Genomic DNA, 26781 nt, shown 5'->3' with positions numbered 1-26781 from the left:
CTCCCCGGATTGGCCGGTCCGCGACCGCCCGCCCTCCCCCTACCGTGCCGCGCATGGACCGCACCCTCGCCGCCGACCTGGCCCGCCTGCCCGAGCTCCTCGACGCCGCCCGCCGCGCCGCTGCCGACACCCTCGCCACCCTCGGCGAGCGACCCGTCGTCCCGCCGCCGGCCGGACGGCCGGACCACGGGCCGCTCCTCGGGCCGCTCCCCGAGCCGCTCCCCGACCGCGGCAGCGGAACCGAGGCCGCCCTCGCCGCCTTCGCCGACCGCTGGGCACCCCGCCTGTCGGCCTCCGCCGGCCCCCGCTACCTGGGCTTCGTCACCGGGGGCGCCACCCCCGCCGCCCTGGCGGGCGACTGGCTGACCGCCGCCCACGACCAGAACTCCAACTCCGCCCTGGACGGCGCCGGCCAGGACCTCGAACGCGAGACCGTCGGCTGGCTCCGCGAGCTGTTCGGCCTCGGCCCCGACCACAGCGGCACCTTCGTCAGCGGCGCCACCATGTCCAACACCACCGGCCTCGCCATCGCACGCGAATGGCTCGGCGAACGGCTCGGCGTCTCCCCGGCCGAGGACGGGGCCGCCGCTCTCGGCCCGGTCCGCGTGCTCTCCGGCGCCCCGCACTCCTCCATCGCCAAGGCCCTGGCCGTCCTCGGCCTCGGCCGCGCCTCCCTCGTCCCGGTGCCCACCCTGCCCGGGCGCGAGGCCGTCGACCCCGCCGCCCTCGACCGCGCCCTCGCCGACACGCCCGGCCCGGCCGTCGTCGTCGCCAACGCCGGCACCGTCAACACCGTGGACTTCGACGACCTCCGGGCCGTCGCCGCGCTGAAGGACCGCCACGACTTCTGGCTGCACACCGACGCCGCGTTCGGCGCATTCGCCGCCCTCTCCCCGCGGTACGCCCACCTCGCCGACGGGCTCGACGCCTCCGACTCCGTCTGCATCGACCTGCACAAGTGGCTGAACGTCCCCTACGACAGCGCCGTCCAGTTCACCCGCCGACCAGACCTCCAGGCCCGCGTCTTCCAGAACGCCGCCGCCTACCTCGGCCCCCTCGGCGACCGGCCCGACCTGGTGCACCTCACCCCCGAGAACTCGCACCGGCTGCGCGCCCTCGCCGCCTGGTTCACCCTCCGCGCGTACGGCCGCGAAGGCCACAGGGAGATCGTCGAGCGGGACATCGACTGCGCCCGGGCCCTCGGCACCGAACTGGAGCGGGACCCCGCCTTCCGGCTGCTCGCCCCCGTCCGCCTCAACGTCGTCTGCTTCACCCTCGCCGAAGACCCCACCGCGGCCCGGCTCACGGCCCTGCGGGAGGCGGCCGCGGACGAGGTGTTCGTCACCCCCACCGTCTACGCGGGAACCCCCGCGCTGCGCGCCGCGTTCTCCAACTGGCGCACCACCGAGGCGGATGTGCACAAGGCGGCACAGGCCCTCCGCGCCGCGGCGCACAGGACGGCGAAGGGATCCGCATGACGCAGCAGCCACTCACCCTCGCGGAGGTCGAGGCCCTGGCGCGCGCCGCGCACGAGGGGCAGACCGACAAGGCCGGCCGGCCGTACGCCGAACACCTCGCCGCGGTGGCCGAGGGCGTCCGCGCCCGCGGCGGCAGCCCCGATCAGCAGGCGGCGGCCTGGCTGCACGACGCCGTCGAGGACGACGCCCTCAGCCGGGAATGGCTGGATTCCGCCGCCCTGCCCCAGGCCGTGAAGGACATGGTCCTCGCGGTGACGAAGCGCCCCGGAGAGCCGGTCGAGGAGTACACGGCCCGGATCCTCGCCACCCCGGGCGCCCTCCTGGTCAAGGAGGCCGACCTCGCGCACAACGCGGATCCCGCCCGGCTGTCCGTCCTCGACGAGCCCACCCGGCAGCGGCTGTCCGCGAAGTACGCCCGCGTCCGCTCCCTCCTCGGCCTCACCGCGCCCTGACCCGCACCACCGGCGAATCGTCACGTGGCGGATAGTCATGACCCGTTGGTGGGAGGATGGTCCATGTGGGGGTACGCACGGCCGCGTACCCGAGGCCGACCGGGAAACGACCGAAGGTGTGATCAGAAGTGGCGATTTCGCTGTCAGTGGTGGTTCTGTTGGCGATCATCCTGGTGGTGATGATCCGCGGCAACCACATCAAGGCCGGCCCCGCGATCGTCGCGGTCCTCTTCGGCTTCTTCCTGGCGTCCAGTTCCATCGCCCCGGACGTCAACCGCTTCCTCAACTCCCTCGCCGACACCATCGCCGGCATCAAGATCTGACCACGGCGACCCGCGTACACCCCCGGGAACGAGCCAGGGCCAGGCGGAAGAAACACCCTCTGACCTGGCCCTTGAGCCCCCCGCGCTCGGCCACGCGGGGGACACGACCCGTCGGGGCCTGGAGGACACCGACGGCGAGCGGTATACGCGGTTGCGGCACAGCGCTACCGCATCGCGACCGGATCCGACAGTCAGCAACGAACCTCATCGAAGCCGCTTAGCCGCGCTTGGGCCAAATCGGGCCCTGGTCGGTCCAGATGACGCCCTTGTTGCGGCACAGGCAGAAGGGGTGGCCGATCGGGTCGGTGTAGACCTGCCAGCCGTAGCCGTTGGGGCCGATGAAGTCCTGCCTTAGCGTCGCGCCGAGGTCGAGGACGCGGCGCTGCTCGGACTCGACCTCGTCCACTTCGAAGTCGAGGTGGAACTGCTTGGGGTGCTCACTGTCGGGCCACTGCGGAGCGCGGTAGTGGTCCACCCGGATGAATGCCAGCTCGATCTCGCCGAACTGGATGCCGGCCCAGTCCTCAGAGCTGCCTTCCTTGATCGGACGGCCCGTCACCTCGGAGTAGAAAGCGGCCAGCTTCATCGTGTCCGGGCAGTCGACAATGAAATCGGTGAGTCGCAGCATCCCGCGATCTTGTCACAAGCTCACACCCGACTTCGAGAGCAGGCCCTAAGCAGCTCCGCTGAGGTGCGGGAACAAAAAGTTACTGGGGTTTCGCCCCCAGACCCCGTTCACCAGGGACGGCCAGGTTTGTCCCGCAGGCGCGGATCGGCAGCGGACTTCGGCGGAGCCGCTTAGAGCGAGTCGTCACGCTCCAGAACGAGGCCGGACGAGCCGTCCTCAAGGTCAACGCTCGCATCGAGGTGCAGGTGGTGTCCGTCCCGTAGGCCGGGGCCGGCGAGCTTCAACAGTCGCTCCGCGAGGACGCGAAGCCCTTCCGCGTCGGCCCTGATGTGAGCCTCGCCAGCTGAGCTCTGCACCTTGATCAGCGGTTCATTCATGCAGCCACGCTAACGCCAGGCGGCCACGAAACGGGTTGCAGCATGTCCGCGCCAGCGGCCGACGGGGATCTCGTAGACGATCTCGCACAGTGTGGCGGGGACGACGATGTCCGCCGTCTCTACGGGTCGCCCCTCGTCGCTGTAGTACGTCCGCCGGATATGGGTGACCAGAGCGGCCTTCTGGATCCCGAGGAGCGACGCCTCCTCGGCGCTCGCCTGCCGCGGCTCCGGCTGCTCCACGGCGTGGCTGACGGTGATTCCGATCGCGGCCATCCGGTTCACGTCGCCGACACCGGCGTGCGGTCCGCCTTCCGGCAGGACGATGAGCGTGCCCGCGGTCAGTTCGTACGGCTCCCAACTCGTCGACAACTGCACCGGCCGACCATCGGCGAGGAACTCGTAGACGGTACGCACGCACAGATCGCCCTCGGCGATCCCGAGCCGCGCCGCGATCTCGGCCGGGGCCGGCACTTTCGCTGCACTTACACGATCTCCGGCACACGGGGAACGCCCTCGCCGCGTCCACCGGGGCGAGCACGCGGGAGCTGATGGCGCGCACGGGCCACAGCACCGCCCGTGCCGCGCTGATCTACCAGCACGCCAGTGCGGACCGGGACCGGCTGATTGCTGATGCGCTCAGCGGGTTGGTGGAGAAGAGCCGCGGGGGCACGGAACAAGATCCGGAGTCCGCGGGGCACGCGGGCGGCTGATCGCAGACCCCGAACACGACTCAGGGCCAGGCGGAGGAAACATCCTCTGACCTGGCCCTGAGCTGCGTGGAGCGGGTGACGGGAATCGAACCCGCGTAGCTAGTTTGGAAGATCGCGTACGCGCCTGCCCACTGACCTGGCGAGACGCTGACCTGCACACTCTTCGGGCCCCTACCGGTGTTGACCGCTGTTCCCCGTCGTTCTCCGTTCGATCAGACACGTGAGGGGCACGAGTGTCCTCATTCAGGCGCGGTCAGTGGGACAGCTTCAGCACCGGAAACCTTCAACGGCTCGTCCGGCCGGTCGACTCAGTGCCACCACACATGCCGCCCGGCACACTTCCACAGCGACCGGCAGATCCGCTGATCATTGTCCTCCCGCCGACTGAGCACGAAGCCGTCGAAAACATGCTCTGGCTGCACTCGGGGCAGGTTGAGGTCTCGCTGGTCATGCTGCGGACCCCAACGGCATGCAAGCATGCGATGGCAGTCGTCGACCCCCGCTTTACAAGTGCGACCGGGTCACCCACGCACCGGGTTCCACCGAAAGCGGTACTGGACCTTTACTGGTGGGCGCTGTCCGGCCCGCTCTTCTGTAGTGGAACGGATGTGGCGCCCCCTCCGAGAAGCCGAGGGGGCGCCACATCCACTAGACGAGCTCACCGACGGTCGCCGTGGTGATTTTTATGGACCCGAGGACCGTGGTGCGGCCCGTTAATGGGACCGTGTGACAATGCCGCCGCTCTTAACGGAAGTGCGCGGCGGGCAGGCGGCGAATGAGGGGGTACCGTCGTTCTTCCAGGCCACCGACTCGATGTCAATGAGACCGCCGCCGTCCCAACGCTCGCAAATGACGGTCGCCCTGTAATGCCCGCCATTGCTGTCACTGCATACGGCCAGCCAGCCGCCACCGAGCGGAGACTTGTGGTTGTAGCACCCGGTGGGCCATCCCGTGGGGGCCGCAGTGGCCACGCCCTGGAGTCCGATGAACGCCATCGCCGTTCCGGCGAGCAGCGCCGCGTACAGCTTCTTCATTTCCGCTGTCCTTTCTCAGTGGATTCTGGTCGTTCTCAGCGTGTGTAGTTTCTGACGGATGTCTCGATGGCTGAGGAAGTGGCTCGGTAGGAGCCGTTGCAGTACGCGTAGGAGAATCCGGTCTGCCTCCAGTCGCCGTAGAAGTCCTGCACCTTCCCGGTCTCGTGGTCCGTGCACACGGCGATGGCTCGGTAGGAGCCGCCGTTGTGGCTGCTGCAACGGGCTTCCGTACCCCAGGAGTTAGAAACCGTGAAGTTGCATCCGTCAGGCCGCCCAGTAGCGCCGGCTTCGGAAGCCGATGCGGTAGTCCCGACGCCGAGCGAGAGGAGGCCGCCCACCAGCACCCCAAGTGCCGGAGTTACAGCGGCCCGCCGAACAGAATTATTCTTCAGCAATCTTCGTCACCTACCCTCTCTTACTGAATGTCATAGGCATTTTTCGGTCAACGATGGGTGTGGCATTAGCGCTAGTGCCACACTTGTGCGCGGAGGGTGTGTTCGTTCTCTGCGCAGATATGACAGTTCCATCTCTGCAAGGGGCTGGCAAGCGGAATTTGTTTTCTTGAGGTTTGCTTGAGCATCGCACTTCCTAAAAGGCGAAGCAAATGGACAAACGTGACATAATCTTCTTCCGTTAAAATAAATGAAAGGGTTAATTCCGGCAGGGTTGGCCGAATCCAGGAGAGGTGATTTCAGCCGCATTCTGGCTGAATGTGATTGCACTGAGTGTTTGCATCTGGAGTTTCCGGTGCCGTGCGAGACGTACAGGCTGTCCAGCCCAGTTTCAGGCGCTGAGAACACGGGCCGGGCTGGCTGCGCCCGCCGGACCCCTTGACCGCGGCGTCTGACCTGCTATGTCTTGCCTGGCTCGACGGCAGACGGGATGACAGCCCCCACCTTCACCACGAACCGGCCCGCACCCGCAGTACCGGCCCCCGTCATTCCGGAGCGTGAGCGCCCTCGCCGGAGGCATGGTTCTGACGTTGCTGCAGGTTCGTCCGCGGTCCCGCTGGTGGGGCGGGGCTTGGGTGCGTTCGGGCTGGCCTGGGTGGTTGGGCTCGGCCCAGATGGGGTCGTGTGGGGTCCTGGGCTTGCTCGGCCTGGTGGTCGGGGCGGACTGGGGTTCAACCGCGGAGTTGGCGGCGTAGGCGTCTCGGGGAATTCCCCCATCAGGCCCGCGCTGTCTGGCGCGCGGCCGGCGGCCGGGATGGAGCGGGGCGGAGATAGGAGCGCAGGCGCGGGCGACGGGCGCGCTCGATCCGGACGCCGGAAGGGGTCCGTTCGGGTCATACGTCCGTGCATGGGTCGAAGAGCGCGAGTTAACCAGATCGCGCACCCACCCTCACCCTGAACTGAACACCTCCCGCTCGGGCACGCGGGGGACGCGGCCCGTCGGGGCCCTGGAGAGACAGTGGCGGCGAGCGGTATACGCGGTTGCGGCACATCGCGGCCACACCGCAGGAAGCCGACGGGTCGATGTCAGACCGCCCTGACATCCTGCGCCCGTGAGAATGACATGGGCCGACTTCTGGGCGCTGATAGACACGTTGAACGGCGAAGCTACCCAGGCGAGCTGCCGACGCCTCGCCGAGGAGCTGGGGCGTCGCTCCGTTCACGACATCATCGGCTTCGCCGAGCTTCATGCCGAGGCCCTCTACCGCTTGGACCAGGAGAAGTTCGGCACCCTTCCCGTCGCCGACCTTAGTGACCGGGACGGGCGCTCTTTCCCCCAGTCGGCCGACCAGTTCCTGTACACCCGTTTTGCAGTCGTTGCGGCAGGACAGGCGGTGTGGGAGGGAGTCTTCTTCGACGTCGACAAGTTCGCGCCGTACACCTCCACGGAGTACGACGGTGAGTGGCTGCTGTACGTGCCGGACCGGGCGTACGAACTGGCCACTGGCAAGCAGTGGGACCGCACAACGCGGTACTGCTTCGAGACCTTCTCTAACAGGGACGGCTGGCCGCACTTGCGGAGCTGAGGCGAGCTACCGCTTGACGGGGATCTCGTAGACGATCTCGCACAGCGCGGCGGGGATGACGACGTCCGCCGTCTCCACGGGCTGCCCCTGGTCGCTGTAGTACGTCCGTCGGATGTGGGTGACCAGAGCAGCCTTCTGGATCCCCAGGAGCGATGCCTCCTCGGCGCTCGCCTGCCGCGGCTCCGGGTGCTCTACGGCATGGCTGACAGTGATTCCGATCGCGGCCATCCGGTTCACGACACCAACGCCGGCGTGCGGCCCACCTTCCGGCAGGACGACGAGCGTGCCCGCGGTCAGTTCGTACGGCTCCCAACTCGTCGACAACTGCACCGGCCGACCATCGGCGAGGAACTCGTAGACGGTACGCACGCACAGATCGCCCTCGGCGATCCCGAGCCGCGCCGCGATCTCGGTCGGGGCCGGCACCTTCGCTTCGGTCCGGCTCTCCCAGGTGCCCTGCCTGCCCAAGGCCTGCATGTCCGCCCGGAACGGGGAACCCCCGGGCTGCTCACGGGCCGAGGACCGTACAACCCGCACACGCCGACGAGGCTCGGCCACGTACGTCCCCGAACCTGCCCGCCCCTCCAGCACTCCTTGGGAGATCAGTAGCTCCTGCGCCCGACGCACCACGTTCTCGCCCACCCCGCACTCCTCGGCGATCTGGGCACGCGACGGCAGTCGATCGCCGGCCGTCCACACGTGCTCCGCGATCCGCTGCCGCAGGACGTCGGCGATGCGGAGATAAGGCGGCTGCTCAGGCATGTGGAAAATCTAGTCCACTAGCTCTAATCTAGTTAACTAGCTTCACTCAAAGTGATCGACCGGTGACGGAGGCCCTCCTGTGCCCGCTTCGGAAGCAAGGGCCGAGGACCTCGCCGCCCGGTTGTCGGCCCTTGGGCTGGCCACGCGTGTGGAGCCGCACGCCACTTACACGTCGATCGAAGCGGAGGTTCCGGAAGCGCTGCCCGCCGAATCGTGGCGGGAGGTCTTGAAAGTCGTGGCGGAGGCCGACCGATTCGGGCTCCTCGACAGCAGCTTGACCGGCCGCATCCTCTGGGCCGCCGTAAACGAAGCGGTCCCCGCGACGGGCGACGTCCGGGGACCTGGCCATCAGCGATAGGAGCTGATCAGCGTGCACAACCGTATGGGCCCCACCACCCCCCGCACCAGTGGGCTGCAACTCCCCACACTCTCCTATGCCACGCATGCAAGGATGACCTACTGGTCGACCTCGTGCGCGATCGGCGCACACCGCAAGTGCGCCCAGTCGTCCCCCGCCACGGCACCGGTAGGTGTCCCCGTGATCTACGAAGCCTGCGCCTGCTCCTGCCACAACACGGACGACGCGTCGGAACCGCGGCAGGCGAACCAGTGAGGGGATCGGCCCCCGGCGGAGCCCTCGCCGCCAACATCGAGATCACTTCGGTCAACGTGCAGCGCGGCGACGTCATCCAGATCGGCGGCCAGCCGTGCCGCGTCGCCGACCTCGTCCAACTCCCCGCCGGCGCGAAGCGACTGCTCTTCGAGACGGGCGAGGTGCTGACGATGCACGCCCAAAGCCGACTCATCGCCCTCCGGATGATGAGGAAGTGGTGATCCGCCCCGTGCCTTCCCGCCGTGACACCATCGCCGATGACCTCCGGCACCAGATCTCAACAGGCCACTTCAAGGCCGGCGAGCGCCTCCCTTCCGAGGCCCAACTCGCCACCCGCTACACGGTCAGCACACCGACCCTGCGAAGCGCCCTGGCGCTCCTTCAAGGCGAAGGCTTGGTCGAGAAGATCCACGGCAGCGGCAACTTCGTCCGCCGTCCCCTCCGCAGGATCACGTACACCGGCGGCAGAGGCGAGGCGCCCACCTGGACCACCTCTTCTGCTCCCCTACAAGTGACCGCCCGCACCACAAACCTTGAGGCGCACGGTCACCTGACGGCCCTGCTGAACGTGCCACCCCGCAGCCCCCTGACCGAAGTCTTCTACATCACCCACGAAGGGAAGTCGCCACACAGCCTGGCCCGCATCTACGTCCCCCGCGACCTGGCGCCGACCGACTCGTCCGTACCGGACGAGATAGCAGTGCATTTGGCAGATCTCCGCCCACCGCTGGCCGAAGTCCAAGAGCGGCTCAGCGCCCGCCTCCCGACCCAGGAAGAGGCAACCGTCCTCCGAATCAGCACATCCCTGGCGGTCCTCTCACTCGCCCGCGTGGCAACCGATGTCACCGGCCGCGTGGTCGAGGCGGCCCTCCTGGTCCTCCCCGGCGACAGAGCGGACGCACTATTCACCACCCGCCTCATGACCGAGGAGAGGAGCTCGAAGGAATGACACCGAGCAGCGAACTGCGTCTCCTCCCATGGGCAGGCCCCGACGACAAGCCCTGCTACCTGAGCGCTGACAACACCAACGGCTACCTGTCCCGCCTGGCCGACAACACCGAAGAGATCCAGCTCGGGTTGGGAGCCGAGCTCCTGGCCCACGCCCTCGAAGTACTCGCCGAGACGGACCCGGACCCCGAGGAACTCCGCCTCCTGGCAACGGACCTGACCGGAGCCCTCCGGGACGTGGTCCGCGTAGCAACCAGCCGCGGCCACCGCCTCCCGCGCGCCACTCACCCGGCTCATGAACGACTGCCAGCGCACTTCAGCTAGCAAGAGCTAGCACGAGCCAAGCGGCCCCAGACCCAGTCAGGGGCCGCTCCTATTTGGTGCCGACAGCTCCGAAGGCCGCATGACACCTCACCGATATCTGCTGGTCAGTGGGGCGGGACGGCTTCCTTGGAAGCATCCTGTCCATACATATTGGCCGTGAGGCTCACCGCTTCAACGGAGCTCTGGAGCTTCGCCTCGATTTTAGGTTGGCTTATTCTTGAGGGTGCGGAGACCCTGCATTAAACGGCAGAAGGCCTTCTGTACAAGCCATTCTCTGCGGCGGCGCTTACCGTGTTCCTAACGAAATCCAAGATGGCGAGCACCTCTAAATGGAGCTCCTCGTATGACGCGCTATCAATGTCTAGATACTGACCGTGCGCTATCTCGTTCCGTGCTCTAAGTAGGCTGTAATCGATCAGCCTCGCCTTGGTGCTAAGTGGAGACGCGTCAAGGCCCAGCGATTCGAATAGATCAAAGCATCTTGAGCTGTTCAAGTTCGACTGGGTGTCCACGCCCCGGCGCCACGGAATAGAAGCCCTGACGTTATCTCCAGACAGTAGCGCATGCGCTCGACGTACAATTCTGCGAGTAGCGGACAAGCCCTCTTGGGAGTCAAGTGAAGACTCGTGCCCTAGGGCGACAAATGCTGGATGGAGCTCTCCGTACTTCAAGCGCCGACGGCCGACATACTGAAGGTAGAGGGATAGGCAGTGCTTGGCGTAGCCCTCCCAGTGCGCATATAGAAGCGGCACTCCTGCCCTGCACAAAGCGCGTTGGGCCGGACTCTCGGATCCGGCCCTCCGTGTTGCGCTCAGATAACTATGCAGCTCACTCCTGCGCCAAGCGAGATCGTCATCGAGTGAGTCCTGGAGTTCAGCTAGAGTTCGCATTATTCTCCCAAGGAGAACAGCCTCTGACCCACCTCAAACATGTGAGGAATACGCAGGTCTGCCGACTTCCCCGCCCCGGTTCGGCTTTGGAATGTACTATCCCCCCAAACTGCCTGAACCCTCTGGTTGAGAAGCTTAGGACGGGCGCCGGGATCCAGAGCTCTCCACTGTGCGTAGTTGAGTGCCAATCCGGCGGTGACGGACTCAAAGGCGGACACGGTGAATCGGCCACTGTGCTTGGATTTGGTGAAGTCGTAACGCTTGAAAGAAGATTCACCAAGGGCCTCATTCAGCCAGCCGAAGATATCGTTAAAGCGATTGCGCTCAAAATCCCTGTCGAAATCTTCAGACTCAATGAAACCCCGCATGCGTGCTGTCAAAAACTCGCCTACATCTGCCAGCCCGGTCAAGTCGGACCGCTCTGCGGTAGCGATAGAAAGGTAGCGAAGCGCGAGCTCGACGCCGTAGGCTTCCTCCTCCTGCCTCTCGCTAATGCTCACAGTCTCCTGGAAAGCTGACATTGACGCGAGGTCTTGGAGCCATTTGAAGAAAGTCGGGTCCAGCATCACTGCAAGGCAATTTCTGGCCTCTTGCTCGGACAGGTGTGCCCCACTGTTCAAGCGTTGAAAAAGGTCGAACTTCGCTTGTTCGTCGCTGGTGTGCTCAACAATCTGAAAATCTAGGCGAGCGCGCTTAAAGAAGCGTTGCTGGGCGTCCGATAGAACGGTGTAATCTCCTTCGCCTGCCGGGAGTTCGGAATCGCTCCAGACGACACCATTCAGGCTTTTTAGGTAGTCGCCCGCCACCAGGGGCTCGGGGGGGTCGATTTTGCCATTGTCGCCTTTGCGCAAGGCGCCCATGAAGCGAAATAGTGTAGAGAGCCTCTGTACCCCATCGACAACGTCCCAGACGCCGTCCTTGCGGGCTGCGACGAAGATCGGAGGAATGGGAATCCCGAGAAAAACGCTCTCAATCAACCGTGACTGCTGCTGTAGCCCCCATCGGAAAATCCTCTGGAACTCAGGATGGATTTCAAGGTCTGCATTCTCGTACATGGACAACGCTTCGTTGATCGCCATGCTGTAGCGATCAGTGTGGATCTCGCGAGAGCGTTGAACGATTTCTTCCTGTAGCCCCATGTGGTCCTCCTGGAACGTCATCTGCTTCGGCATGGCCCTCCCCCTCCGGTTTAGCGCTCCGCTCCGTCAGTATGGATGCTTGATCCTCCACTTGATGGGATGTTGGGTGAAGTGCTTGCCGATCAGGCAGGTGAGTGATGGCGGTGGTCAGGATGGGATCACGAGACAGTGCGCCGAACCGTGGGCTGAGTTCGCCGCCCAGCCAGGGCGCCCCTTGCTGTCATCCCGTCTGCCGTCGACCCACACGGAGTGATAGCAGACCAGGCTTCTGGGGCCCAGGTGGAGCGCCCTGCTGGACGAACGACCTGGGCCCCAGAAGCCTGGTCTGCTATGGCTTGCCTGGGTCGGCGGCAGGCGGGATGACAGCTCCCCACCTTCACCACAAACCGGCCCGCAGCCGCAGGACGGGCCCCGTCCATCCTGGAGCCTGAGCGCCCCCGCCGGAGGCATGGTTCTGAGCGTGGCTCGGGCTCGGGGCGGTCCCGTGAGCAGGTGAGGGCCCTGGGTGCATTCGGGCAGGCCTGGCTGGACGGGCTCGGGTGGGGGTTGGTCGTTCGGTGGCCTGGGCTTGCTCGGCCTGGTGGCCTGGGGCGGAGTCGGGTTCAACCGCGGAGTGGAGCGGGTTCAGTCGCCGCGGGGGAGTTCCCCCATCAGACCCGCGCTGTCTGGCGCGCGGCCGGCGGCCGGGGTGGAGCGGGGCGGAGACAGGAGCGCAGGCCCGGCCGACGGGCGCGCTCGCCGCGCCGTGCGCGGCGGGTGCCTTGATGGAGTAGGGAAACTTTCACCGCACCGCGAAGAGCTGGCGCCCGTCATGGCTCCGCACGTGGGGCCCGTGTCCGTCCAAGGCGTCCAGGAGCCGGATGGCGTAGACCTCGGACATCCGCTCGGACACCTCCTCGGGCGTGAGCCACTGGACAGCCGTGGACTCGTCCGAAGTGCGCTCGGCGCCCCCAGTCGGCTTGCAGCGGAAGACCAGCGCGACGACGCCCACGGTGACGTTCTTGTAGACGCCTGTCAGCTCGGCGACGTCGACTTGGAGCCCGGTTTCCTCCAGGACCTCGCGGCGTACGCCTTCCTCCGGGGTCTCCTCCAGCTCCAGCACCCCGCCCGGGAGCTCCCACCTGCCGTTGTCCGCTCGCTGGATCGCCAGGAGCCGGCCGTCGTCACGGACCACCACACCGGCTACAGAAACGGAGTGGCGAGGCGTTGACCGGGTCGTTGGGGCGCTGTTACTCATGTACAGGAGCATAGGAGGAAGAAAAGGACCATGGGAACAGCTGTAGGAGGTGGCAAGGCCGTGCCTCGGTACTTGCAGATCGCCGAGGACATCGTTCAGCAGATCCGCGCCGGCGTCTTGGAGCCCGGCGACCAGGTGCCGAGTGAAGCCGAGATGGTGGAGCGCTACGGCGTGTCCGGCGGGACCATCCGCAAGGCCATGACCGAGATCCGGGCCAGTGGGCTCGTGGACACCCGGCATGGCAAGGGCTCGTACGTGAAGGCCCGGCCGCCCGTACGGCATCGGTCGTCTGATCGCTTCCGTCGGTCGCTGCGCCGCGGGGGCAAGGCTGCCTACCTCGCCGAGTCGGAGCAGTCCGGTGCCACAGCCAAGGTCAGCGTCATCTTCATCGGGCCCATGGGGGCCCCGGAGGACATCGCCCGGCGGCTCGACGTCGAGCCGGGTACGCAGATCCTCGCGCGGCGGCGGCTGTACTTCCGCAATGGGACGCCGGTGGAGACGGCGACGTCGTACCTCCCGTGGGACGTGGTGAAGGATATCCCCGAGTTGTTCGCCGAGAACCCCGGTGGCGGTGGCATCTATGCCCGCCTGGAGGAGCACGGCCACGTGTTCGCCGAGTTCATCGAGACCTTGCAGGCCCGGCCGGCAGCCAAGGCGGAGGCGTCCGAGCTGGCCTTGAGCCCCGGCGCCCCGGTCGTCCACCTCCTACGCAACGCCGTCACCGAGACCGGTCGCGTGGTCGAGGTCTGCGACACCCTCATGGCGGCTGACCAGTTCGTTTTCGAGTACCGGATCCCTGCCGCTGACTGACGATCGCTCAACTTCCCGCAGCCCGCCGCGAGTTTTCTTCCGCGGCGGGTTGACTCATGTACAGGAGTGCTGCACTCTTCTTCATGTCACTCCTATACATGAGTGACGGAGTCCAGCCTCTGTAGAGGAGTGATCTGTCATGCGTCAGATTCCCGTCGACACCTCCGCGGCGATGGTGATGGTCGCCCAGCCGCCGCAGCCGAAGATCAAGGACCGCAAGACCGGTGAGATCGCCGTCGACCTGGAGACCGGCGCCCAGCTGGCCACCGTCGACGTGGTGTTCCTGATGGCCGGGGTGTCCGAGGTCCTGTCCGTCGCCGTCCCGCAGCCCGGCCTCACGGGAGAGTTCGTGATGGGTACGCCGGTCGCGATCACCGGCCTCATCGCCCGGCCGTGGGAGAATGAGTTCAACGGCCAGAGGCGGCACGGAATCAGCTTCCGCGCCGCGGCGATCACCTCGCTCGCACCCGTTCCGGCCCAGGCCTGACGCGATGACCGGCGGACAGATTGCCGCGCTGGTCGGCTTATCGCTGGTCGCGGCCGGACTGGGATGGCTGAAGTGGAAGCGGCCCGGCTGGTACTGGGTCGGCTTCGGCTGGCTGGCCACGGTGGTGCGACTGCTGTGGACGTACCGCTCGGTGATGGAGGCCTGCGGGCTGACCGAGCAGCCGTCGCGGCCCAGGGTGATTCTGGCGGTGGCCATGCGCCGCGTGCCTGGCCCCGCGCTCCCGAAGCCGCGCCGGATCAGGATCACGCGTTTCGGGTTGGTCCTGCGGATCAAGATGCTGCCGGGCCAGGAAGTCCGGGACTTCGATGCAGCTACCGAACGGCTGCGGCACTCCTGGCGCATGCAGGGAGTGCACGTCACCTCCCTGAAGCCCGGGTTCCTGCAGATCCGGCTCATCAGCTACGACGTACTGCGGCAGGTGGTCATGCCGCCCGACATCCCGGCGACTGAACTACTCAAGGTGCCGGTTGCCCTGCGGGCCGACGGCACCCCGCACATCCGGAACTTCCGGGCCAGCCCTCACGAGCTGGTCGTAGGCGCCACCGAATCGGGCAAGTCGGTCTACCTCAGGGCCCTCGTCAAGGGGTTGGCCAAGCAGCCCGTCGCGCTCGTCGGGATCGACTGCAAGTGGGGCGTGGAATTGGCACCGTTCGCCCGTCGGTTGTCCGGTCTGGCCTACACCCCCGACGAAGCGTCCGATCTCCTGGACGCGTTGGTCGAGGAGATGATCCGGCGATACGAGCTGATTCGGGCCTCGCAAGGACTCGGGGCGGGCATCGCGGTGGAGGAGATCACCTCGGATGTCTGGGGCCTGCCCGAGGACCTCCGACCGGCGCCCATCGTGCTGATCGTGGACGAGGTAGCTGAGCTCTTCCTGATCGCCAACAGGTCCGACGAGAAGCGCCGGGACCACATGGTGACCCAGCTGATCCGCCTCGGGCAGCTCGGCCGGGCTGCGGCCATGTACCTGGAAATCTGCGGGCAGCGGTTCGGCTCCGACCTCGGCGCCGGCGCCACCGCCCTTCGCGCCCAACTCACCGGTCGTGTGGCGCATCGCGTCAACGACGAAGCCTCCGCGAAGATGGCTCTTGGCGACATCAGTCTCCGTGCCGTGAGTGCGGCCACCAACATTGCCATCGATCGTCCCGGGACTGCTGTCGTCGGCCTGATCTCGGGCGGGTGGGCCCGTATCCGGTCCGGGTTCGTCTCCCTCGACGAGACCGCGGCCGTTTGTGCCCGGTACGAGCACCTCACCCCGGACATTCCGGCCCTGGCGGCCTTCCGTCCCCGGCGGACCGCAGTGCCCTCGCAGGGCAAGTAGATCGTCTGACCTCCCCGTATTCGGTCGGCGCGACCGTTCGCGCCAAGTCCCTACCCCTCCCATGCCTGAAGGAGGTGAAACACCATGCACCTCAACGTCCGTCCGGACGCGGTCCTCGTCCAGGCCGTCATCGCCGGGGCCCTGTCCTTCGCCCACCTGCACGACCTGGCGGAAGCCGCGGGGCAGGACGGCTGGAAGGCCTGGGCCTACCCGGTCAGCGTTGACCTGCTCCTCGTTGCCGCCTGGCACCGTCTACGGCGCCTGCGCGACGCCGGGGAACCGACCCGGTCCGCCTGGACCTGGTTCGCCGTCGCCCTTGCGGCCTCACTCGGCGCGAACGTCGCCACCGCCGGGCTTCTCGATCTGAACGCCGTCCCGTCCTGGCTGCGGATCCTCGTCGCCGGATGGCCCGCGCTGGCCTTCCTCGGCGGAACCCTCCTCGTCCACACCCCGGCCGAGGAGCCCGCCGCGGCACCGGACCCCGAGCAGGGCCAGGACCAGGCCGACGTGCAACACGTCGACGTTGAGCCGATCCACGAGCCCGATCCGGAGCCTGCCGTCAGTGAGATCCCGGCGCCGGAGCTCGCTCCGGCCCTACTCCCGCCCCCGCCGCCGGCCCCGGCCGTCGCCGTACCGGACGCGCTCCTCGCCTACGGCCGCAAGGTCGCCGACGAGCACCGCGCCCGCACCGGAAGCCCGATCGACGCCGACACGCTGCGCGCCCGCCTCGGCGTCCCGGCGTCCATGGCCGCGTCCATCGCCGCACAGCTCGCCTGAGAGGAGACCCGCCCGTGCCCCGCTACCGCTTCCGCGACGTTCGACGGATCGGCCCGGTGGAGGTCGGCACCTACATCGACCGCCACGGCCGCGAGATGCACTCCGCCGCCTGCACCGCCCCGCACTGCGGATGGTCGGCCGACTACGCCAGCCGCGCCGCCGCCGAACTCGCCGCCCAGTCCCACCGCTGCGCCCCGCGCTGACCTCGAAGGAGAACCCGTCGTGGACGTCCCGCTCTGGCTCGCACTGATCGTCGTCGGCGTCCTGGGCGTGAAGCTCGTCCGTCCGCCCTGGTGGCTGGTCGCCGTGATCCTCCTCGGCGGCTTCCTCCTCGCGGACAGCTTCCTCGCCCCGGCCATCGACACCGCCGTCAACAAGTAGCCCTGGAAGGAGAACCCGGTGTTCAAGCCCAAGTACCCCGCCCCCGACACCTACACCTCGGTGACCATCCGGCCGACCCCGGTCCCAGCCACCGACCAGCCGGAGACCACCCCGGCCCCGGTGGCGGCTCCGGCCGGCCTCGCGGTCCTGGCCCCCAAGACGCCCGGCGCCGCGGTCGCCCTCGCCGCCGGCGGGGTCGCCGGGGTCCTGGCCCTGGCCTCCGTCGCCGTCTCGCTGCTCTTGGCCGTCGCCGTCACCGCCACGGCCCTGTCCATCAGCGCCGTCGTGGTCCTGTTCCTCGTCCGCGCCCTGCGCCAGGAGTTCAAGAACCACTGACCGGCCCGGCCCTCCGGGGGCGTCACAAGCCACCAAGCATCGCCGCCCCCGGATGGACCGGCCCCTCCCGACCGCAATCGAAAGGACCACCATCATGGCCCAGCACACCCCGGCACCGCCCCGCATCTGCCTGAACTGCAGCGGCTTCTCCGCCGTGCACATCACCCTCGGCGGACGCGACCGCACCGGCCAGCTGCGCACCATCACCGCCCACTGCCCCGCCTGCCACGGCACCAGCACCCGCCCGGCGCCCCGCACCGTCCCCTTCACCTCGGCCGGGCGGTGACCGTCGTGCTGACCGACGCCGAGATGAACAACCCGCTGGCCGCGCAGGCCACCGTGTTCGGGACCCTTACCCGACTCGCCGAACTCCACCCCAACCTGCCTGGCGCCTACGTCACCACCAGCCAGATCACCCCTACCGAGGCACATGTCCTCCTTGACAGCCCGGCCGACCTGGAGGCCTGGCGGCGGGCCACGCACACCGACGCCCTCGACGTGCAGTTCACCGAGCGCCAGGGGGACAGGAAGTTGCAGTTCACCGCGCCGTTGGGCCGCATCACGCTGAAGGTCTACGCCGTCTTCCCGACCGTTCCCGCGGCGGTGGCCGCATGACTCACTCCGCGACCCTCGCGGTCCTGGACCCGGCCACCCTGGGCGACCTGCTCAGGGTGGCCGGGGCTCCCGGTTTCCGCCGCTGGGAGGAGCAGGTCCACCGCACCGGCGGCTGCTCCGACCCGATCCACATCACCGGCTGGACCCTCACCAAGGACAAGACCAGCGGTCAGACCCTGCACCGCTACTCCACCGACACCGAGCCCGGCTCCCGCCTCCGGATCGCCTGCGGCAACCGCCGTGCCTCCCGCTGCCCGGCCTGCGCCTGGACGTACGCCGGGGACACGTACCACCTGATCCGGGCAGGGCTCGCCGGAGACGACCGCCACGCCGTCCCCGCCACCGTCCGCGACCACCCTCGCGTCTTCGCCACCCTCACCGCCCCGTCCTTCGGCCCGGTCCACAACCGCCCCGACTCCGGCCGCTGCCGCTGCGGCATGCACCACCCCGCCGAGGACCCGCTCCTCGGCACCGCCCTCGACCCGACCACGTACGACTACGCGGGCGCCGTCCTCTTCAACAACCACGCCGGACAGCTCTGGTCCCGCTTCACCACCCGCCTCCGCCGCGAGATCGCCGCCCGCGCTGGCCTCACCCAACGCGAACTGAAGGAGTCGTGCCGCGTCTCCTTCGGCAAGGTCGCCGAGTTCCAGAAGCGCGGCGCTATCCACTTCCACGTCGTGATCCGCCTCGACGGGCCCATCGGCCCGCTCGCCCCGCCCCCGCACTGGGCCACCACCCGCCTTCTCACCGAAGCCATCCGAGCCGCCGTCGCGCACACGTACACGTCCATCACCGTCCCGGCCGCCGACGACCAGCCGACCTGCACCCTCCGCTGGGGCACCCAACTCGACATCCGCCCCATCAAGGCGTTCGGGGATGGCTCCGACGTCACCGAACAGGCCGTCGCCTCGTACGTCGCCAAGTACGCCACCAAGGCCGCCGAGGACACCGGCACCCTCGACCGCCGCGTCGGCAACCGCGAGGCTCTGGTCCTCCTCGACGTTCCCGACCACACCGCCCGCCTGATCGGGGCCTGCCTCGACCTGGACCCGCTCTACCCGGACCGCCGCCTCGCAGCCTGGGCCCACATGCTCGGCTTCCGCGGCCACTTCTCCACCAAGTCCCGCCAGTACTCCACCACCCTCGGCGACCTCCGCCAGACCCGCGCCGACTACCGCGCCGCCCAGGAACGCGAAGCCCGCGGCCTGGACGACCTTGAGCCGGACACCGTGCTCGTCCTCGCCTCGTGGCAGTACGTCGGCCACGGCCACAGCCCCGGCGAATCGGTCCTTGCCGCCTCGATCGCCCGGGACATCCAGCTCAACCGCCAAACCGCCCGCGAAGCCCTGAAGGGGGAGCCGAATGAGTGAGCGCTACCTGTCCGTCGTCCAAGTCGCCGAGATCCTCGGCACCACCGTGCGGTTCCCCCGGCGCCTCGTCGAGGAGCGGCGCATCACCTATGTGAAGGTCGGCCGTCACGTACGGATCCCCGAGAGTGCCGTACAGGAGTACATCGTCGCCAACACGGTCGAACCGCGTCGGCGTGGTCGTCTGGCGGTGGCTGCCTGATGGCCGGAAAGCGTCGTCAGTTCGGACGGGTGAGGAAGCTGCCGTCCGGTCGGTACCAGGCGCGTTATGTCGGGCCTGACGGGCAGCTCCGCCCTGCGCCGGAGACGTTTCGGACCAAGCGTGATGCTGACGACTGGTTGGCCGACAAGCAGACCGAGATGCGACGGGGCGACTGGCTGGATCCGGACGCCGGAAAGGTCCCGTTCGGGCCGTACGCCGTCGCGTGGGTCAAGGAGCGTGAGCTGACCAGCGCCACCCGCCAGTTGTACGGCTCGTTGCTCAAGCATCACTTGGAGCCGACCTTCGGAGCGGTCAACGTTGCTGATATCTCGGCGCCCCTCGTGCGGCGCTGGCGCGCCGACAAGCTTGCCGCCGGCACCGGCCCGACGACCGTGGCCAAGGCCTACGCCCTCCTGCGCGCCATCCTGGGCACGGCCCTGTCGGACCAGCTGATCAGGCGGAACCCTTGCCAGATCAAGGGTGCGAGTGTCGTTCACACTCCCGAGCGACCTACCGCCACGGTGAAGGAGGTCTACGCCCTGGCCGATGCCGTCGACCCCCGCTTCCGTGGCCTCGTTCTCATGGCCGGATTCCTCGGCCTGAGGTGGGGTGAGCTGATCGGACTGCATCGTCGGGACGTCGACCTGGAGCACAGGACTGTGCGCGTCCGACGGTCCGTCGCCGAGCTGGGCAACGGGCAGCGGGAGATCAAGGCGCCCAAGAGTGCCGCGGGTAAGCGCACGGTCTCCATTCCCGGCGTGATCGTCCAGGAGATCCGGGAGCACCTGAAGCGGTACGCCGAGCCTGGGGCCGATGGGCGGGTCTTCGTCGGGGCCAAGGGGGCTACCCCGCGCCGGAACCACTTCAATCGGCTGTGGCGCAAGGCCTGTAGGGAGGTTGGTATCCGCGGGCTGCACTTCCATGATCTTCGGCACACGGGGAACACCCTCGCCGCGTCCACCGGGGCGAGCACGCGGGAGCTGATGGCGCGCATGGGCCACAGCACCGCCCGCGCCGCGCTGATCTACCAGCACGCGAGTGCCGGCCGGGACCGGCTGATCGCCGACGCGCTGAGCGGGCTCGTGGAGAAGAGCCGCAGGGGCACGGAACAAGATCCGGAGCCGGAGGGGCACACGGGGGACACGACGGGGTGATCCCAGCCCCGCGAACGAGTCAGGGCCAGGTGGAGGAAATGTCCTCTGACCTGGCCCTGAGCTGCATGGAGCGGGTGACGGGAATCGAACCCGCGTAGCTAGTTTGGAAGACTAGGGCTCTACCATTGAGCTACACCCGCATCGAGCGCGCCGCAGGTCCGAAGGCCGCGGCACGGAGAGCATCCTAGCGGGTCGGGGCGGGGGAGTGCACACCGCATGGTGCGCCCGGCCGGCGCCGGACCGCTCGCGGCCGGAAACCTTCGTCGAAACGCGGCGTGTCGGAGGGTCTCCGGCCATGTACCCTACGTGTCGCACCGACGGGGTGTGGCGCAGCTTGGTAGCGCGTCCGCTTTGGGAGCGGAAGGTCGTCGGTTCGAATCCGGCCACCCCGACCACCACCTGCGCATCGCCAAGATCGCGTTGTGGGCAGATTGCCGCTTGCGGTTACTATGCAAGCTGCGTGCCCGTGTGTCTGATGTACCGGGCCGAAGTCCGCCGGGCCGCTGAATTCCAGCGAGACGGCAGAACCCCCAGCAGTCAGCCACAAGGAGACCGAACCGTGAAGAGCGCCGTGGAGACCCTGAACCCGACTCGGGTTCGGCTCACTGTCGAGGTGCCCTTCGAGGAGCTCAAGGACAGCCTCGACGCGGCGTACAAGAAGATCAACCAGCAGGTCACGGTGAAGGGCTTCCGCAAGGGCAAGATCCCGGCCCGCGTCATCGACCAGCGCTTCGGCCGCGGCGCCGTGCTGGAGGAGGCCGTCAACGACGCGCTCCCGAAGTTCTACACCGAGGCCATCAACGAGGCCGACCTGAACCCGCTGGGTCAGCCCGAGGTCGACATCACCGAGCTGAAGGACGGCGAGCTGCTGGCCTTCACCGCCGAGGTCGACGTGCGCCCCGAGATCGAGATCCCGGACTTCTCCGGCATCGAGGTCGAGGTCGACGCGGTCGAGGTCACCGACGAGGACGTCGAGAAGTCCGTCGAGCAGCTGCGCAACCGCTTCGCCTCCACCAAGGACGTCGAGCGCGCCGCCGCCGAGGGTGACGTCGTCACCATCGACCTGGAGGCCAAGGTCGACGGCGAGGTCCTGCCGGACGGCGTCGCCACGGACGTCTCCTACACCATCGGCTCGGGCGAGCTCCTCGACGGCATCGACGAGGCCGTCAAGGGCCTGGAGGCCGGCGGCGAGGCCACCTTCACCTCGCAGCTGAAGGGCGGCTCCGCCGAGGGCAAGGACGCCGAGGTCACCGTCAAGGTCTCCAAGGTCGCCGCCAAGGAGCTGCCGGAGCTGGACGACGAGTTCGCCCAGATGGCGAGCGAGTTCGACACCCTCGACGAGCTGAAGGCCGACAGCCGCAAGCGCCTCGAGAACATGAAGCAGTACGACCAGGCCACGCAGGCCCAGGAGCGCGTCCTGGAGAAGCTGCTGGAGCTCGCCGAGGTCCCGATCCCCGAGAAGCTCCTCGAGGACGAGGTCAACACCCGCAAGCACAACCTGGAGCACCACCAGCTCGGCCAGATGGGCCTGACCATCGAGAAGTACCTGGAGTTCCAGGGCAAGACGGTCGAGGAGTTCGACGCCGAGACCAAGGAGCAGGCGGTCAAGGGCATCAAGACCCAGTTCGTCCTGGACGCCCTGGTCAACAAGGAGAAGCTGGGTGTGAACCAGGAGGAGCTCACCGAGCACCTCATGCGCCGCGCCGCCTCCTCCGGCATGTCCCCCGACCAGTTCGCCCAGGCGGTCGTCGAGGGCGGCCAGGTCCCGATGCTGGTCGGCGAGGTCGCCCGCGGCAAGGCCCTCGCGCTCGTCGTCGAGGCCGCCAAGGTCGTCGACACCAAGGGCGAGGTCATCGACCTGTCCGACGAGGAGGACGAGGTCGAGACCGCCGCCGAGACGGTCGAGGCCGCTGTCGACGGTGAGGCCGAGGACAAGGCCGACGAGGCCAAGTAAGCCCGGCGGGCCCCCGCCGGCCCGGCAGCATCCCGCAGTGCTCCTGAAGGGCCCGCACGCCGCCGCGTGCGGGCCCTTCCGCGTACCCCCGGGGCCCCCGGGAACCTTGCGCTCCGAGCGAACAGTTCGGGAAGCGGGATGGCGTTGTCCGACCTGCGCGTTAGGGTCCATGAATACGAGGGCACGGGAGTACCCGACGATGGCGGACACACCGCGCCAACCGGGCCGCGCCCCAGAACGAGACGCTGAGACGGCATGTGGCCGTCGGAGACGAGCAGGTGGATACGTGACGAATCTGAAGCCTTACGCCGCGGGTGAGCCGTCCATCGGTGGCGGCCTCGGCGACCATGTCTACAACCGGCTGCTCGGCGAGCGCATCATCTTCCTCGGCCAGCAGGTCGACGACGAGATCGCCAACAAGATCACGGCGCAGCTCCTCCTCCTGGCCGCGGAGCCGGAGAAGGACATCTACCTGTACATCAACAGCCCCGGCGGCTCGGTGACGGCCGGCATGGCGGTCTACGACACCATGCAGTACATCCCGAACGACGTCGTCACCATCGGCATGGGCATGGCGGCCTCCATGGGCCAGTTCCTGCTCACCGGCGGCGCCCCGGGCAAGCGCTTCGCGCTCCCGAACACCGACATCCTGATGCACCAGGGCTCCGCCGGCATCGGCGGCACCGCCTCGGACATCAAGATCCAGGCCCAGTACCTGCTGCGCACCAAGCAGCGCATGGCGGAGATCACCGCCCGCCACTCGGGCCAGACCGTCGAGGCCATCATCCGCGACGGCGACCGCGACCGCTGGTTCACGGCGGAGGAGGCCAAGGACTACGGCCTCATCGACGAGATCATCAGCGCCGCGTCCCTGGTTCCCGGCGGCGGCGGCACCGGGGCCTGATCCCGGCCCCGGCGGTGCGCCGGGCCTCGCGCGAGGCCCGTACGCCGGCCCGCCCGCACCAGGCAAGCCCCAGCCCGCAGAACGGCACCAGGATGGTGAACACCCAGATGCACATGAACAACCTCTCTCCCGCGAGCGGCCTCTACACCGGCCCGCAGGTGGACAACCGCTACGTCGTCCCGCGCTTCGTCGAGCGCACCTCGCAGGGCGTGCGCGAGTACGACCCGTACGCGAAGCTCTTCGAGGAGCGCGTGATCTTCCTCGGCGTGCAGATCGACGACGCCTCCGCCAACGACGTCATGGCGCAGCTGCTGTGCCTGGAGTCGATGGACCCGGACCGCGACATCTCGATCTACATCAACAGCCCGGGCGGCTCCTTCACCGCGCTCACGGCCATCTACGACACGATGCAGTTCGTGAAGCCGGACATCCAGACGGTCTGCATGGGCCAGGCGGCCTCCGCCGCCGCGGTCCTGCTCGCCGCCGGCACCCCCGGCAAGCGCATGGCCCTGCCGAACGCGCGCGTGCTGATCCACCAGCCGTCCGGCGGCACTGGCCGTGAGCAGCTCTCCGACCTGGAGATCGCGGCCAACGAGATCCTGCGCATGCGCGACCAGCTGGAGACCATGCTGGCCAAGCACTCGTCGACGCCGATCGAGAAGATCCGCGAGGACATCGAGCGCGACAAGATCCTGACGGCCGAGGACGCCCTGGCGTACGGCCTGATCGACCAGATCGTCTCCACCCGCAAGATGAACGCGGTCTGATCCTTGCCGCCGCTCGACGCGGACACGTCCCGGAATTCCGGGATGTGAACCGCGTCAAGGGGGCCCCGTACGGGGCCCCCGGCAAGGTACCGTCGGATATGAGGCACCAGGAGCCGCTGAACCAGGCGTCTCCCAGGCGAAGGGGAAGCACCTCGTGGCACGCATCGGTGACGGCGGCGACCTGCTCAAGTGCTCGTTCTGCGGAAAGAGCCAGAAGCAGGTGAAGAAGCTCATCGCAGGACCCGGTGTGTACATCTGCGACGAGTGCATCGACCTCTGCAACGAGATCATCGAGGAGGAGCTCGCCGAGACCTCCGAGGTCCGGTGGGAGGAACTCCCCAAGCCTCGCGAGATCTACGAGTTCCTGGAGAGCTACGTCGTCGGCCAGGAGCCGGCGAAGAAGGCGCTCTCCGTCGCGGTCTACAACCACTACAAGCGCGTCCAGGCCGGCGAGAACGGCGGCGCGCAGGGCCGGGACGACGCGATCGAGCTCGCGAAGTCCAACATCCTGCTGCTGGGCCCGACCGGCTCCGGCAAGACCCTCCTGGCCCAGACCCTCGCCCGCATGCTGAACGTCCCGTTCGCCATCGCCGACGCGACGGCGCTCACGGAGGCCGGCTATGTGGGTGAGGACGTCGAGAACATCCTGCTGAAGCTGATCCAGGCCGCCGACTACGACGTCAAGAAGGCCGAGACCGGCATCATCTACATCGACGAGATCGACAAGGTCGCCCGCAAGAGCGAGAACCCGTCGATCACGCGCGACGTCAGCGGCGAGGGCGTCCAGCAGGCCCTGCTGAAGATCCTGGAGGGGACGACCGCGTCGGTCCCGCCCCAGGGCGGCCGCAAGCACCCGCACCAGGAGTTCATCCAGATCGACACGACGAACGTGCTGTTCATCGTGGGTGGTGCCTTCGCAGGCCTGGAGAAGATCATCGAGTCGCGGGCCGGAGCCAAGGGCATCGGCTTCGGCGCGACCATCCGCTCGAAGCGGGAGATCGAGGCCAGCGACCAGTTCCAGGAGGTCATGCCGGAGGACCTGGTGAAGTTCGGGATGATCCCGGAGTTCATCGGCCGCCTGCCGGTCATCACCTCGGTGCACAACCTGGACCGCGAGGCGCTCCTCCAGATCCTCGTCGAGCCGCGCAACGCCCTGGTCAAGCAGTACCAGCGGCTGTTCGAACTCGACGGCGTCGAGCTGGACTTCGAGCGCGAGGCCCTGGAGGCCATTGCGGACCAGGCGATCCTCCGCCAGACGGGCGCGCGCGGCCTGCGCGCCATCATGGAGGAGGTCCTGATGTCGGTGATGTACGAGGTCCCGTCCCGCAAGGACGTGGCACGCGTGGTCATCACCGCCGACGTGGTCCGCTCCAACGTCAACCCGACCCTGGTCCCCCGCATCGTCCCGAAGGACCAGGGCCCGCAGGAGAAGTCGGCGTAACCGCCGCCGCAGCGAACGAGGAAGGGGCGCCCCTGGCCAGTTGGCCGGGGGCGCCCCTTTGGGCGTCGAGGATCAGTCAGCAGGTTGCGACAATCGGCCATAAGTCCGATTTCTCATGGGCTCGGCGCAAAAAGAATGATCAACTGCTACCCGGCAATGATCCACTGTGGATGAGGAGCGGGAGCATGACCAAGGCGCGGCGGATGATGGGGATTCTTGCGGCGACGGCGGCGGCGGGTGTGCTTCCCGTCCTCGCGGCATCGCCTGCCCAGGCCTCGTACGTGGACTGCACCACCTACATGAGCAGCCTGGGTTACATCGTCGGGCCCACAGTTCAGGATGCATGCAGCAACGGCGAAAATGGCTTCATAGGCGAGCAGGTCTGCTTCAACCTCTTGATCCAGGTGGGTGTGAAGTGGGATGACGCCACTGAGGCGTGCTCCCAGGCCAGGCGTGGCTGATGCCCCTTCCCGGGGGCCCAGCGCACTGAGCCCCACCGGTCGATCAGGCCTTGGTCCGCGAGGTGTTGTAGAGCTTGGCCGCCAGCTTGGAAAGGTCCTCCACGGTGCCCTGGCTGCCGCCGCTCAGGATCGTGGCCTGGTCCATGTGGTTGACGATGCCCAGGGTGGAGTAGTCACCCCAGGCGCACGTGGGGACCACGATCGAAGACGGTTCGCCGGGCTTGACGTTCTTCGTCGCGATCATCTTCATCTCGACGCACTTCATGACGGCGCCCTTGAAGCCGTCCGGCGTGAACGCCTTGGGGGAGCCGACCTTTTCGTACTTCAGGCCGAGCTTTTCGGATTCCGGGTTGGGCGCACCGATCTGGGCGAAGTAGGCGTCGACGGCACCTTCCGGGTTGTCTATCTGGCCCCAGTAGCCGTTGACGGAGAGCTGCTTGCCCTTCGGTCCGGTCAGGTACTGCGCGCTCGCCTTGGCCCCGTTCTTGACGCCCATGGCCTCGGTCCGGGTCTTCAGCTCGCCCTGCACCGGGCCGTCCGTGCTCGACGTGGCCTTGCCGTTCTTCGCGTACGAGTCGACGGAGGCCGGGTAGGTCAGCTTGTAGCCCCTGGTGGCCTCGTCGATGGTGCCGCCCGAGCCGCCCAGGAGGTACCAGCCGCCGCCTGCGATGACCGCCACCGCGGCGACCGCGGCGATGATGACACCCGCCTTCGACTTCTTCGGCGGCTGGGTGCCGTACGGCTGCGGCGGCATGCCCGGCTGCTGGTAGCCGTAGGGCGGCTGCTGCTGGGGCATGCCCATCGGGGCCGTCGGCGGCTGCGGCGGGTACCCCGGGCCGGGCGGCGGCGGGGGCTGCTGCGGGAAGCCCATCGGGGCTGTCGGGGGC

The 26781-nt window shown here is 67.8% G+C and carries 33 protein-coding genes, 2 tRNA genes and 2 pseudogenes; 27 read left to right on the top strand and 10 right to left on the bottom strand.

Annotated elements, in window-relative coordinates:
• The first annotated feature begins 53 nt into the window (after positions 1-53).
• From HYE82_RS15110 to HYE82_RS15100, 3 genes are all read left to right on the top strand, one after another.
• Positions 54-1478, top strand: coding sequence for a pyridoxal-dependent decarboxylase (locus HYE82_RS15110; RefSeq protein WP_179174565.1), 1425 nt, complete (start codon positions 54-56; stop codon positions 1476-1478).
• Positions 1475-1930, top strand: coding sequence for an HD domain-containing protein (locus HYE82_RS15105; RefSeq protein WP_179174564.1), 456 nt, complete (start codon positions 1475-1477; stop codon positions 1928-1930). Before HYE82_RS15110 ends, HYE82_RS15105 begins: the two co-directional genes overlap by 4 nt.
• 128 nt (positions 1931-2058) lie before the next feature.
• Positions 2059-2253, top strand: a complete 195-nt coding sequence (locus HYE82_RS15100) for a hypothetical protein (protein ID WP_179174563.1) — start codon at positions 2059-2061, stop codon at positions 2251-2253.
• Positions 2254-2470: 217 nt separating this feature from the next.
• Here the strand turns inward: HYE82_RS15100 and HYE82_RS15095 are convergent, their stop codons facing one another.
• The 3 genes and pseudogenes from HYE82_RS15095 to HYE82_RS15085 all read right to left on the bottom strand — a co-directional run.
• Complete coding sequence (locus HYE82_RS15095) at positions 2471-2881, bottom strand: VOC family protein (protein WP_179174562.1); 411 nt, start codon at positions 2879-2881, stop codon at positions 2471-2473.
• 170 nt (positions 2882-3051) lie between these two features.
• On the bottom strand, positions 3052-3258 hold the full coding sequence (locus HYE82_RS15090) for a hypothetical protein (RefSeq protein ID WP_179174561.1): 207 nt from the start codon (positions 3256-3258) through the stop codon (positions 3052-3054).
• A gap of 9 nt (positions 3259-3267) precedes the next feature.
• Positions 3268-3735 (bottom strand): annotated as a pseudogene (locus tag HYE82_RS15085) (UTRA domain-containing protein); the annotation flags it as partial.
• Here HYE82_RS15085 and HYE82_RS38085 point away from each other — a divergent pair.
• Positions 3735-3968: pseudogene (locus HYE82_RS38085) on the top strand (site-specific integrase); the annotation flags it as partial. The pseudogenes HYE82_RS15085 and HYE82_RS38085 sit on opposite strands and share 1 nt — an antisense overlap.
• A gap of 713 nt (positions 3969-4681) precedes the next feature.
• On the opposite strand, the gene HYE82_RS15080 reads toward HYE82_RS38085, so the two are convergent.
• Positions 4682-5002 (bottom strand): hypothetical protein, encoded by a 321-nt coding sequence (locus HYE82_RS15080; RefSeq protein ID WP_179174560.1) that lies wholly within the window; start codon positions 5000-5002, stop codon positions 4682-4684.
• Between the two features lie 1510 nt (positions 5003-6512).
• Between HYE82_RS15080 and HYE82_RS15075 the strand changes: the two genes are divergently transcribed.
• Entirely contained in the window at positions 6513-6980 is a 468-nt protein-coding gene (locus tag HYE82_RS15075) for a DUF4240 domain-containing protein (RefSeq protein ID WP_179174568.1), read from the top strand.
• Positions 6981-6986: 6 nt separating this feature from the next.
• Here the strand turns inward: HYE82_RS15075 and HYE82_RS15070 are convergent, their stop codons facing one another.
• A complete protein-coding gene (locus HYE82_RS15070) occupies positions 6987-7742 on the bottom strand; it encodes a GntR family transcriptional regulator (RefSeq protein WP_179174559.1) in 756 nt (251 codons plus the stop codon).
• A gap of 79 nt (positions 7743-7821) precedes the next feature.
• Between HYE82_RS15070 and HYE82_RS38080 the strand changes: the two genes are divergently transcribed.
• The 4 genes from HYE82_RS38080 to HYE82_RS15055 all read left to right on the top strand — a co-directional run bounded on the left by HYE82_RS38080 (position 7822) and on the right by HYE82_RS15055 (position 9627).
• Positions 7822-8100, top strand: coding sequence for a hypothetical protein (locus tag HYE82_RS38080; RefSeq protein WP_309144326.1), 279 nt, complete (start codon positions 7822-7824; stop codon positions 8098-8100).
• A gap of 251 nt (positions 8101-8351) precedes the next feature.
• Positions 8352-8576 carry a hypothetical protein gene (locus HYE82_RS15065; RefSeq protein ID WP_179174558.1) on the top strand — a complete coding sequence of 75 codons (225 nt, stop codon included), beginning with the start codon at positions 8352-8354 and terminating at the stop codon, positions 8574-8576.
• On the top strand, positions 8573-9304 hold the full coding sequence (locus tag HYE82_RS15060; RefSeq protein WP_309144327.1) for a GntR family transcriptional regulator: 732 nt from the start codon (positions 8573-8575) through the stop codon (positions 9302-9304). Before HYE82_RS15065 ends, HYE82_RS15060 begins: the two co-directional genes overlap by 4 nt.
• Positions 9301-9627 carry a hypothetical protein gene (locus HYE82_RS15055; RefSeq protein ID WP_179174557.1) on the top strand — a complete coding sequence of 109 codons (327 nt, stop codon included), beginning with the start codon at positions 9301-9303 and terminating at the stop codon, positions 9625-9627. Before HYE82_RS15060 ends, HYE82_RS15055 begins: the two co-directional genes overlap by 4 nt.
• A 239-nt stretch (positions 9628-9866) precedes the next feature.
• Here HYE82_RS15055 and HYE82_RS39505 read toward each other — a convergent pair whose 3' ends face one another.
• The 3 genes from HYE82_RS39505 to HYE82_RS15040 all read right to left on the bottom strand — a co-directional run bounded on the left by HYE82_RS39505 (position 9867) and on the right by HYE82_RS15040 (position 12905).
• Positions 9867-10517: an MAE_28990/MAE_18760 family HEPN-like nuclease gene (locus tag HYE82_RS39505; RefSeq protein WP_179174556.1), complete on the bottom strand. Its 651-nt coding sequence runs from the start codon at positions 10515-10517 to the stop codon at positions 9867-9869.
• Entirely contained in the window at positions 10517-11689 is a 1173-nt protein-coding gene (locus HYE82_RS15045) for a DUF262 domain-containing protein (RefSeq protein ID WP_179174555.1), read from the bottom strand. The genes HYE82_RS39505 and HYE82_RS15045 overlap by 1 nt, the downstream gene beginning before the upstream one ends.
• A 748-nt stretch (positions 11690-12437) precedes the next feature.
• Entirely contained in the window at positions 12438-12905 is a 468-nt protein-coding gene (locus HYE82_RS15040; RefSeq protein WP_179174554.1) for an NUDIX hydrolase, read from the bottom strand.
• Positions 12906-12923: 18 nt separating this feature from the next.
• Here HYE82_RS15040 and HYE82_RS15035 point away from each other — a divergent pair, with 18 nt between their 5' ends.
• From HYE82_RS15035 to HYE82_RS14980, 12 genes are all read left to right on the top strand, one after another.
• Positions 12924-13703 carry a GntR family transcriptional regulator gene (locus tag HYE82_RS15035; protein ID WP_179174553.1) on the top strand — a complete coding sequence of 260 codons (780 nt, stop codon included), beginning with the start codon at positions 12924-12926 and terminating at the stop codon, positions 13701-13703.
• Between the two features lie 139 nt (positions 13704-13842).
• Positions 13843-14190 carry a hypothetical protein gene (locus HYE82_RS15030; protein ID WP_179174552.1) on the top strand — a complete coding sequence of 116 codons (348 nt, stop codon included), beginning with the start codon at positions 13843-13845 and terminating at the stop codon, positions 14188-14190.
• Between the two features lie 4 nt (positions 14191-14194).
• Positions 14195-15532, top strand: coding sequence for an FtsK/SpoIIIE domain-containing protein (locus tag HYE82_RS15025; RefSeq protein ID WP_179174551.1), 1338 nt, complete (start codon positions 14195-14197; stop codon positions 15530-15532).
• An 84-nt stretch (positions 15533-15616) separates the two neighbouring features.
• Complete coding sequence (locus HYE82_RS15020; RefSeq protein ID WP_179174550.1) at positions 15617-16309, top strand: DUF2637 domain-containing protein; 693 nt, start codon at positions 15617-15619, stop codon at positions 16307-16309.
• A gap of 14 nt (positions 16310-16323) precedes the next feature.
• The gene (locus HYE82_RS15015; protein WP_179174549.1) at positions 16324-16512 is read left to right on the top strand and encodes a mobile element transfer protein; all 189 of its coding nucleotides are present in this window, start codon (positions 16324-16326) and stop codon (positions 16510-16512) included.
• A gap of 19 nt (positions 16513-16531) precedes the next feature.
• Positions 16532-16690 carry a hypothetical protein gene (locus HYE82_RS15010; RefSeq protein WP_179174548.1) on the top strand — a complete coding sequence of 53 codons (159 nt, stop codon included), beginning with the start codon at positions 16532-16534 and terminating at the stop codon, positions 16688-16690.
• Positions 16691-16708: 18 nt separating this feature from the next.
• Complete coding sequence (locus HYE82_RS15005) at positions 16709-17026, top strand: SpdD protein (protein ID WP_179174547.1); 318 nt, start codon at positions 16709-16711, stop codon at positions 17024-17026.
• 94 nt (positions 17027-17120) lie between these two features.
• On the top strand, positions 17121-17312 hold the full coding sequence (locus tag HYE82_RS15000; protein WP_179174546.1) for a hypothetical protein: 192 nt from the start codon (positions 17121-17123) through the stop codon (positions 17310-17312).
• Positions 17309-17641 (top strand): hypothetical protein, encoded by a 333-nt coding sequence (locus tag HYE82_RS14995; protein ID WP_179174545.1) that lies wholly within the window; start codon positions 17309-17311, stop codon positions 17639-17641. The genes HYE82_RS15000 and HYE82_RS14995 overlap by 4 nt, the downstream gene beginning before the upstream one ends.
• On the top strand, positions 17638-19014 hold the full coding sequence (gene repSA, locus HYE82_RS14990) for a replication initiator protein RepSA (RefSeq protein ID WP_179174544.1): 1377 nt from the start codon (positions 17638-17640) through the stop codon (positions 19012-19014). The genes HYE82_RS14995 and repSA overlap by 4 nt, the downstream gene beginning before the upstream one ends.
• Positions 19007-19213 (top strand): excisionase family DNA-binding protein, encoded by a 207-nt coding sequence (locus HYE82_RS14985; protein ID WP_179174543.1) that lies wholly within the window; start codon positions 19007-19009, stop codon positions 19211-19213. The genes repSA and HYE82_RS14985 overlap by 8 nt, the downstream gene beginning before the upstream one ends.
• Positions 19213-20367, top strand: a complete 1155-nt coding sequence (locus HYE82_RS14980) for a site-specific integrase (protein WP_179174542.1) — start codon at positions 19213-19215, stop codon at positions 20365-20367. Before HYE82_RS14985 ends, HYE82_RS14980 begins: the two co-directional genes overlap by 1 nt.
• A 66-nt stretch (positions 20368-20433) precedes the next feature.
• Here the strand turns inward: HYE82_RS14980 and HYE82_RS14975 are convergent.
• Positions 20434-20507: transfer RNA gene (locus tag HYE82_RS14975), tRNA-Gly, on the bottom strand.
• A gap of 178 nt (positions 20508-20685) precedes the next feature.
• Between HYE82_RS14975 and HYE82_RS14970 the strand changes: the two genes are divergently transcribed.
• From HYE82_RS14970 to HYE82_RS14945, 6 genes are all read left to right on the top strand, one after another.
• Positions 20686-20762: transfer RNA gene (locus HYE82_RS14970), tRNA-Pro, on the top strand.
• Positions 20763-20926: 164 nt separating this feature from the next.
• Positions 20927-22321: a trigger factor gene (gene tig, locus HYE82_RS14965; protein ID WP_179174541.1), complete on the top strand. Its 1395-nt coding sequence runs from the start codon at positions 20927-20929 to the stop codon at positions 22319-22321.
• A gap of 286 nt (positions 22322-22607) precedes the next feature.
• Positions 22608-23225, top strand: a complete 618-nt coding sequence (locus tag HYE82_RS14960) for an ATP-dependent Clp protease proteolytic subunit (RefSeq protein WP_179174540.1) — start codon at positions 22608-22610, stop codon at positions 23223-23225.
• 92 nt (positions 23226-23317) lie between these two features.
• Positions 23318-23992 carry an ATP-dependent Clp protease proteolytic subunit gene (locus HYE82_RS14955; RefSeq protein WP_306439583.1) on the top strand — a complete coding sequence of 225 codons (675 nt, stop codon included), beginning with the start codon at positions 23318-23320 and terminating at the stop codon, positions 23990-23992.
• 154 nt (positions 23993-24146) lie between these two features.
• Complete coding sequence (clpX, locus tag HYE82_RS14950; RefSeq protein WP_030297265.1) at positions 24147-25433, top strand: ATP-dependent Clp protease ATP-binding subunit ClpX; 1287 nt, start codon at positions 24147-24149, stop codon at positions 25431-25433.
• 185 nt (positions 25434-25618) lie between these two features.
• Positions 25619-25894: a hypothetical protein gene (locus HYE82_RS14945; RefSeq protein WP_179174539.1), complete on the top strand. Its 276-nt coding sequence runs from the start codon at positions 25619-25621 to the stop codon at positions 25892-25894.
• A gap of 43 nt (positions 25895-25937) precedes the next feature.
• On the opposite strand, the gene HYE82_RS14940 is transcribed toward HYE82_RS14945, so the two are convergent.
• On the bottom strand, positions 25938-26781 hold an 844-nt coding region (locus HYE82_RS14940; RefSeq protein WP_218782638.1), incomplete at its 5' end, for a hypothetical protein.

Source organism: Streptomyces sp. BR123 (genome assembly GCF_013401435.1).
GTDB lineage: Bacteria > Actinomycetota > Actinomycetes > Streptomycetales > Streptomycetaceae > Streptomyces.
Note: the sequence above shows the minus strand (reverse complement) of the source record. Positions and strands in the feature narration are given on the sequence as shown.

Excerpts from the sequence above, each read along its gene's own strand:
- HYE82_RS15110 (WP_179174565.1), top strand. The coding sequence starts at position 54 with ATGGACCGCACCCTCGCCGCCGACCTGGCCCGCCTGCCCGAGCTCCTC.
- HYE82_RS15105 (WP_179174564.1), top strand. The coding sequence starts at position 1,475 with ATGACGCAGCAGCCACTCACCCTCGCGGAGGTCGAGGCCCTGGCGCGC.
- HYE82_RS15095 (WP_179174562.1), bottom strand. The coding sequence starts at position 2,881 with ATGCTGCGACTCACCGATTTCATTGTCGACTGCCCGGACACGATGAAG.
- HYE82_RS15090 (WP_179174561.1), bottom strand. The coding sequence starts at position 3,258 with ATGAATGAACCGCTGATCAAGGTGCAGAGCTCAGCTGGCGAGGCTCAC.
- HYE82_RS15080 (WP_179174560.1), bottom strand. The coding sequence starts at position 5,002 with ATGAAGAAGCTGTACGCGGCGCTGCTCGCCGGAACGGCGATGGCGTTC.
- HYE82_RS15075 (WP_179174568.1), top strand. The coding sequence starts at position 6,513 with ATGACATGGGCCGACTTCTGGGCGCTGATAGACACGTTGAACGGCGAA.
- HYE82_RS15070 (WP_179174559.1), bottom strand. The coding sequence starts at position 7,742 with ATGCCTGAGCAGCCGCCTTATCTCCGCATCGCCGACGTCCTGCGGCAG.
- HYE82_RS15055 (WP_179174557.1), top strand. The coding sequence starts at position 9,301 with ATGACACCGAGCAGCGAACTGCGTCTCCTCCCATGGGCAGGCCCCGAC.
- HYE82_RS39505 (WP_179174556.1), bottom strand. The coding sequence starts at position 10,517 with ATGCGAACTCTAGCTGAACTCCAGGACTCACTCGATGACGATCTCGCT.
- HYE82_RS15045 (WP_179174555.1), bottom strand. The coding sequence starts at position 11,689 with ATGCCGAAGCAGATGACGTTCCAGGAGGACCACATGGGGCTACAGGAA.
- HYE82_RS15040 (WP_179174554.1), bottom strand. The coding sequence starts at position 12,905 with ATGCTCCTGTACATGAGTAACAGCGCCCCAACGACCCGGTCAACGCCT.
- HYE82_RS15035 (WP_179174553.1), top strand. The coding sequence starts at position 12,924 with ATGGGAACAGCTGTAGGAGGTGGCAAGGCCGTGCCTCGGTACTTGCAG.
- HYE82_RS15030 (WP_179174552.1), top strand. The coding sequence starts at position 13,843 with ATGCGTCAGATTCCCGTCGACACCTCCGCGGCGATGGTGATGGTCGCC.
- HYE82_RS15025 (WP_179174551.1), top strand. The coding sequence starts at position 14,195 with ATGACCGGCGGACAGATTGCCGCGCTGGTCGGCTTATCGCTGGTCGCG.
- HYE82_RS15020 (WP_179174550.1), top strand. The coding sequence starts at position 15,617 with ATGCACCTCAACGTCCGTCCGGACGCGGTCCTCGTCCAGGCCGTCATC.
- HYE82_RS15000 (WP_179174546.1), top strand. The coding sequence starts at position 17,121 with ATGGCCCAGCACACCCCGGCACCGCCCCGCATCTGCCTGAACTGCAGC.
- repSA (WP_179174544.1), top strand. The coding sequence starts at position 17,638 with ATGACTCACTCCGCGACCCTCGCGGTCCTGGACCCGGCCACCCTGGGC.
- HYE82_RS14985 (WP_179174543.1), top strand. The coding sequence starts at position 19,007 with ATGAGTGAGCGCTACCTGTCCGTCGTCCAAGTCGCCGAGATCCTCGGC.
- HYE82_RS14980 (WP_179174542.1), top strand. The coding sequence starts at position 19,213 with ATGGCCGGAAAGCGTCGTCAGTTCGGACGGGTGAGGAAGCTGCCGTCC.
- HYE82_RS14955 (WP_306439583.1), top strand. The coding sequence starts at position 23,318 with ATGGTGAACACCCAGATGCACATGAACAACCTCTCTCCCGCGAGCGGC.
- HYE82_RS14945 (WP_179174539.1), top strand. The coding sequence starts at position 25,619 with ATGACCAAGGCGCGGCGGATGATGGGGATTCTTGCGGCGACGGCGGCG.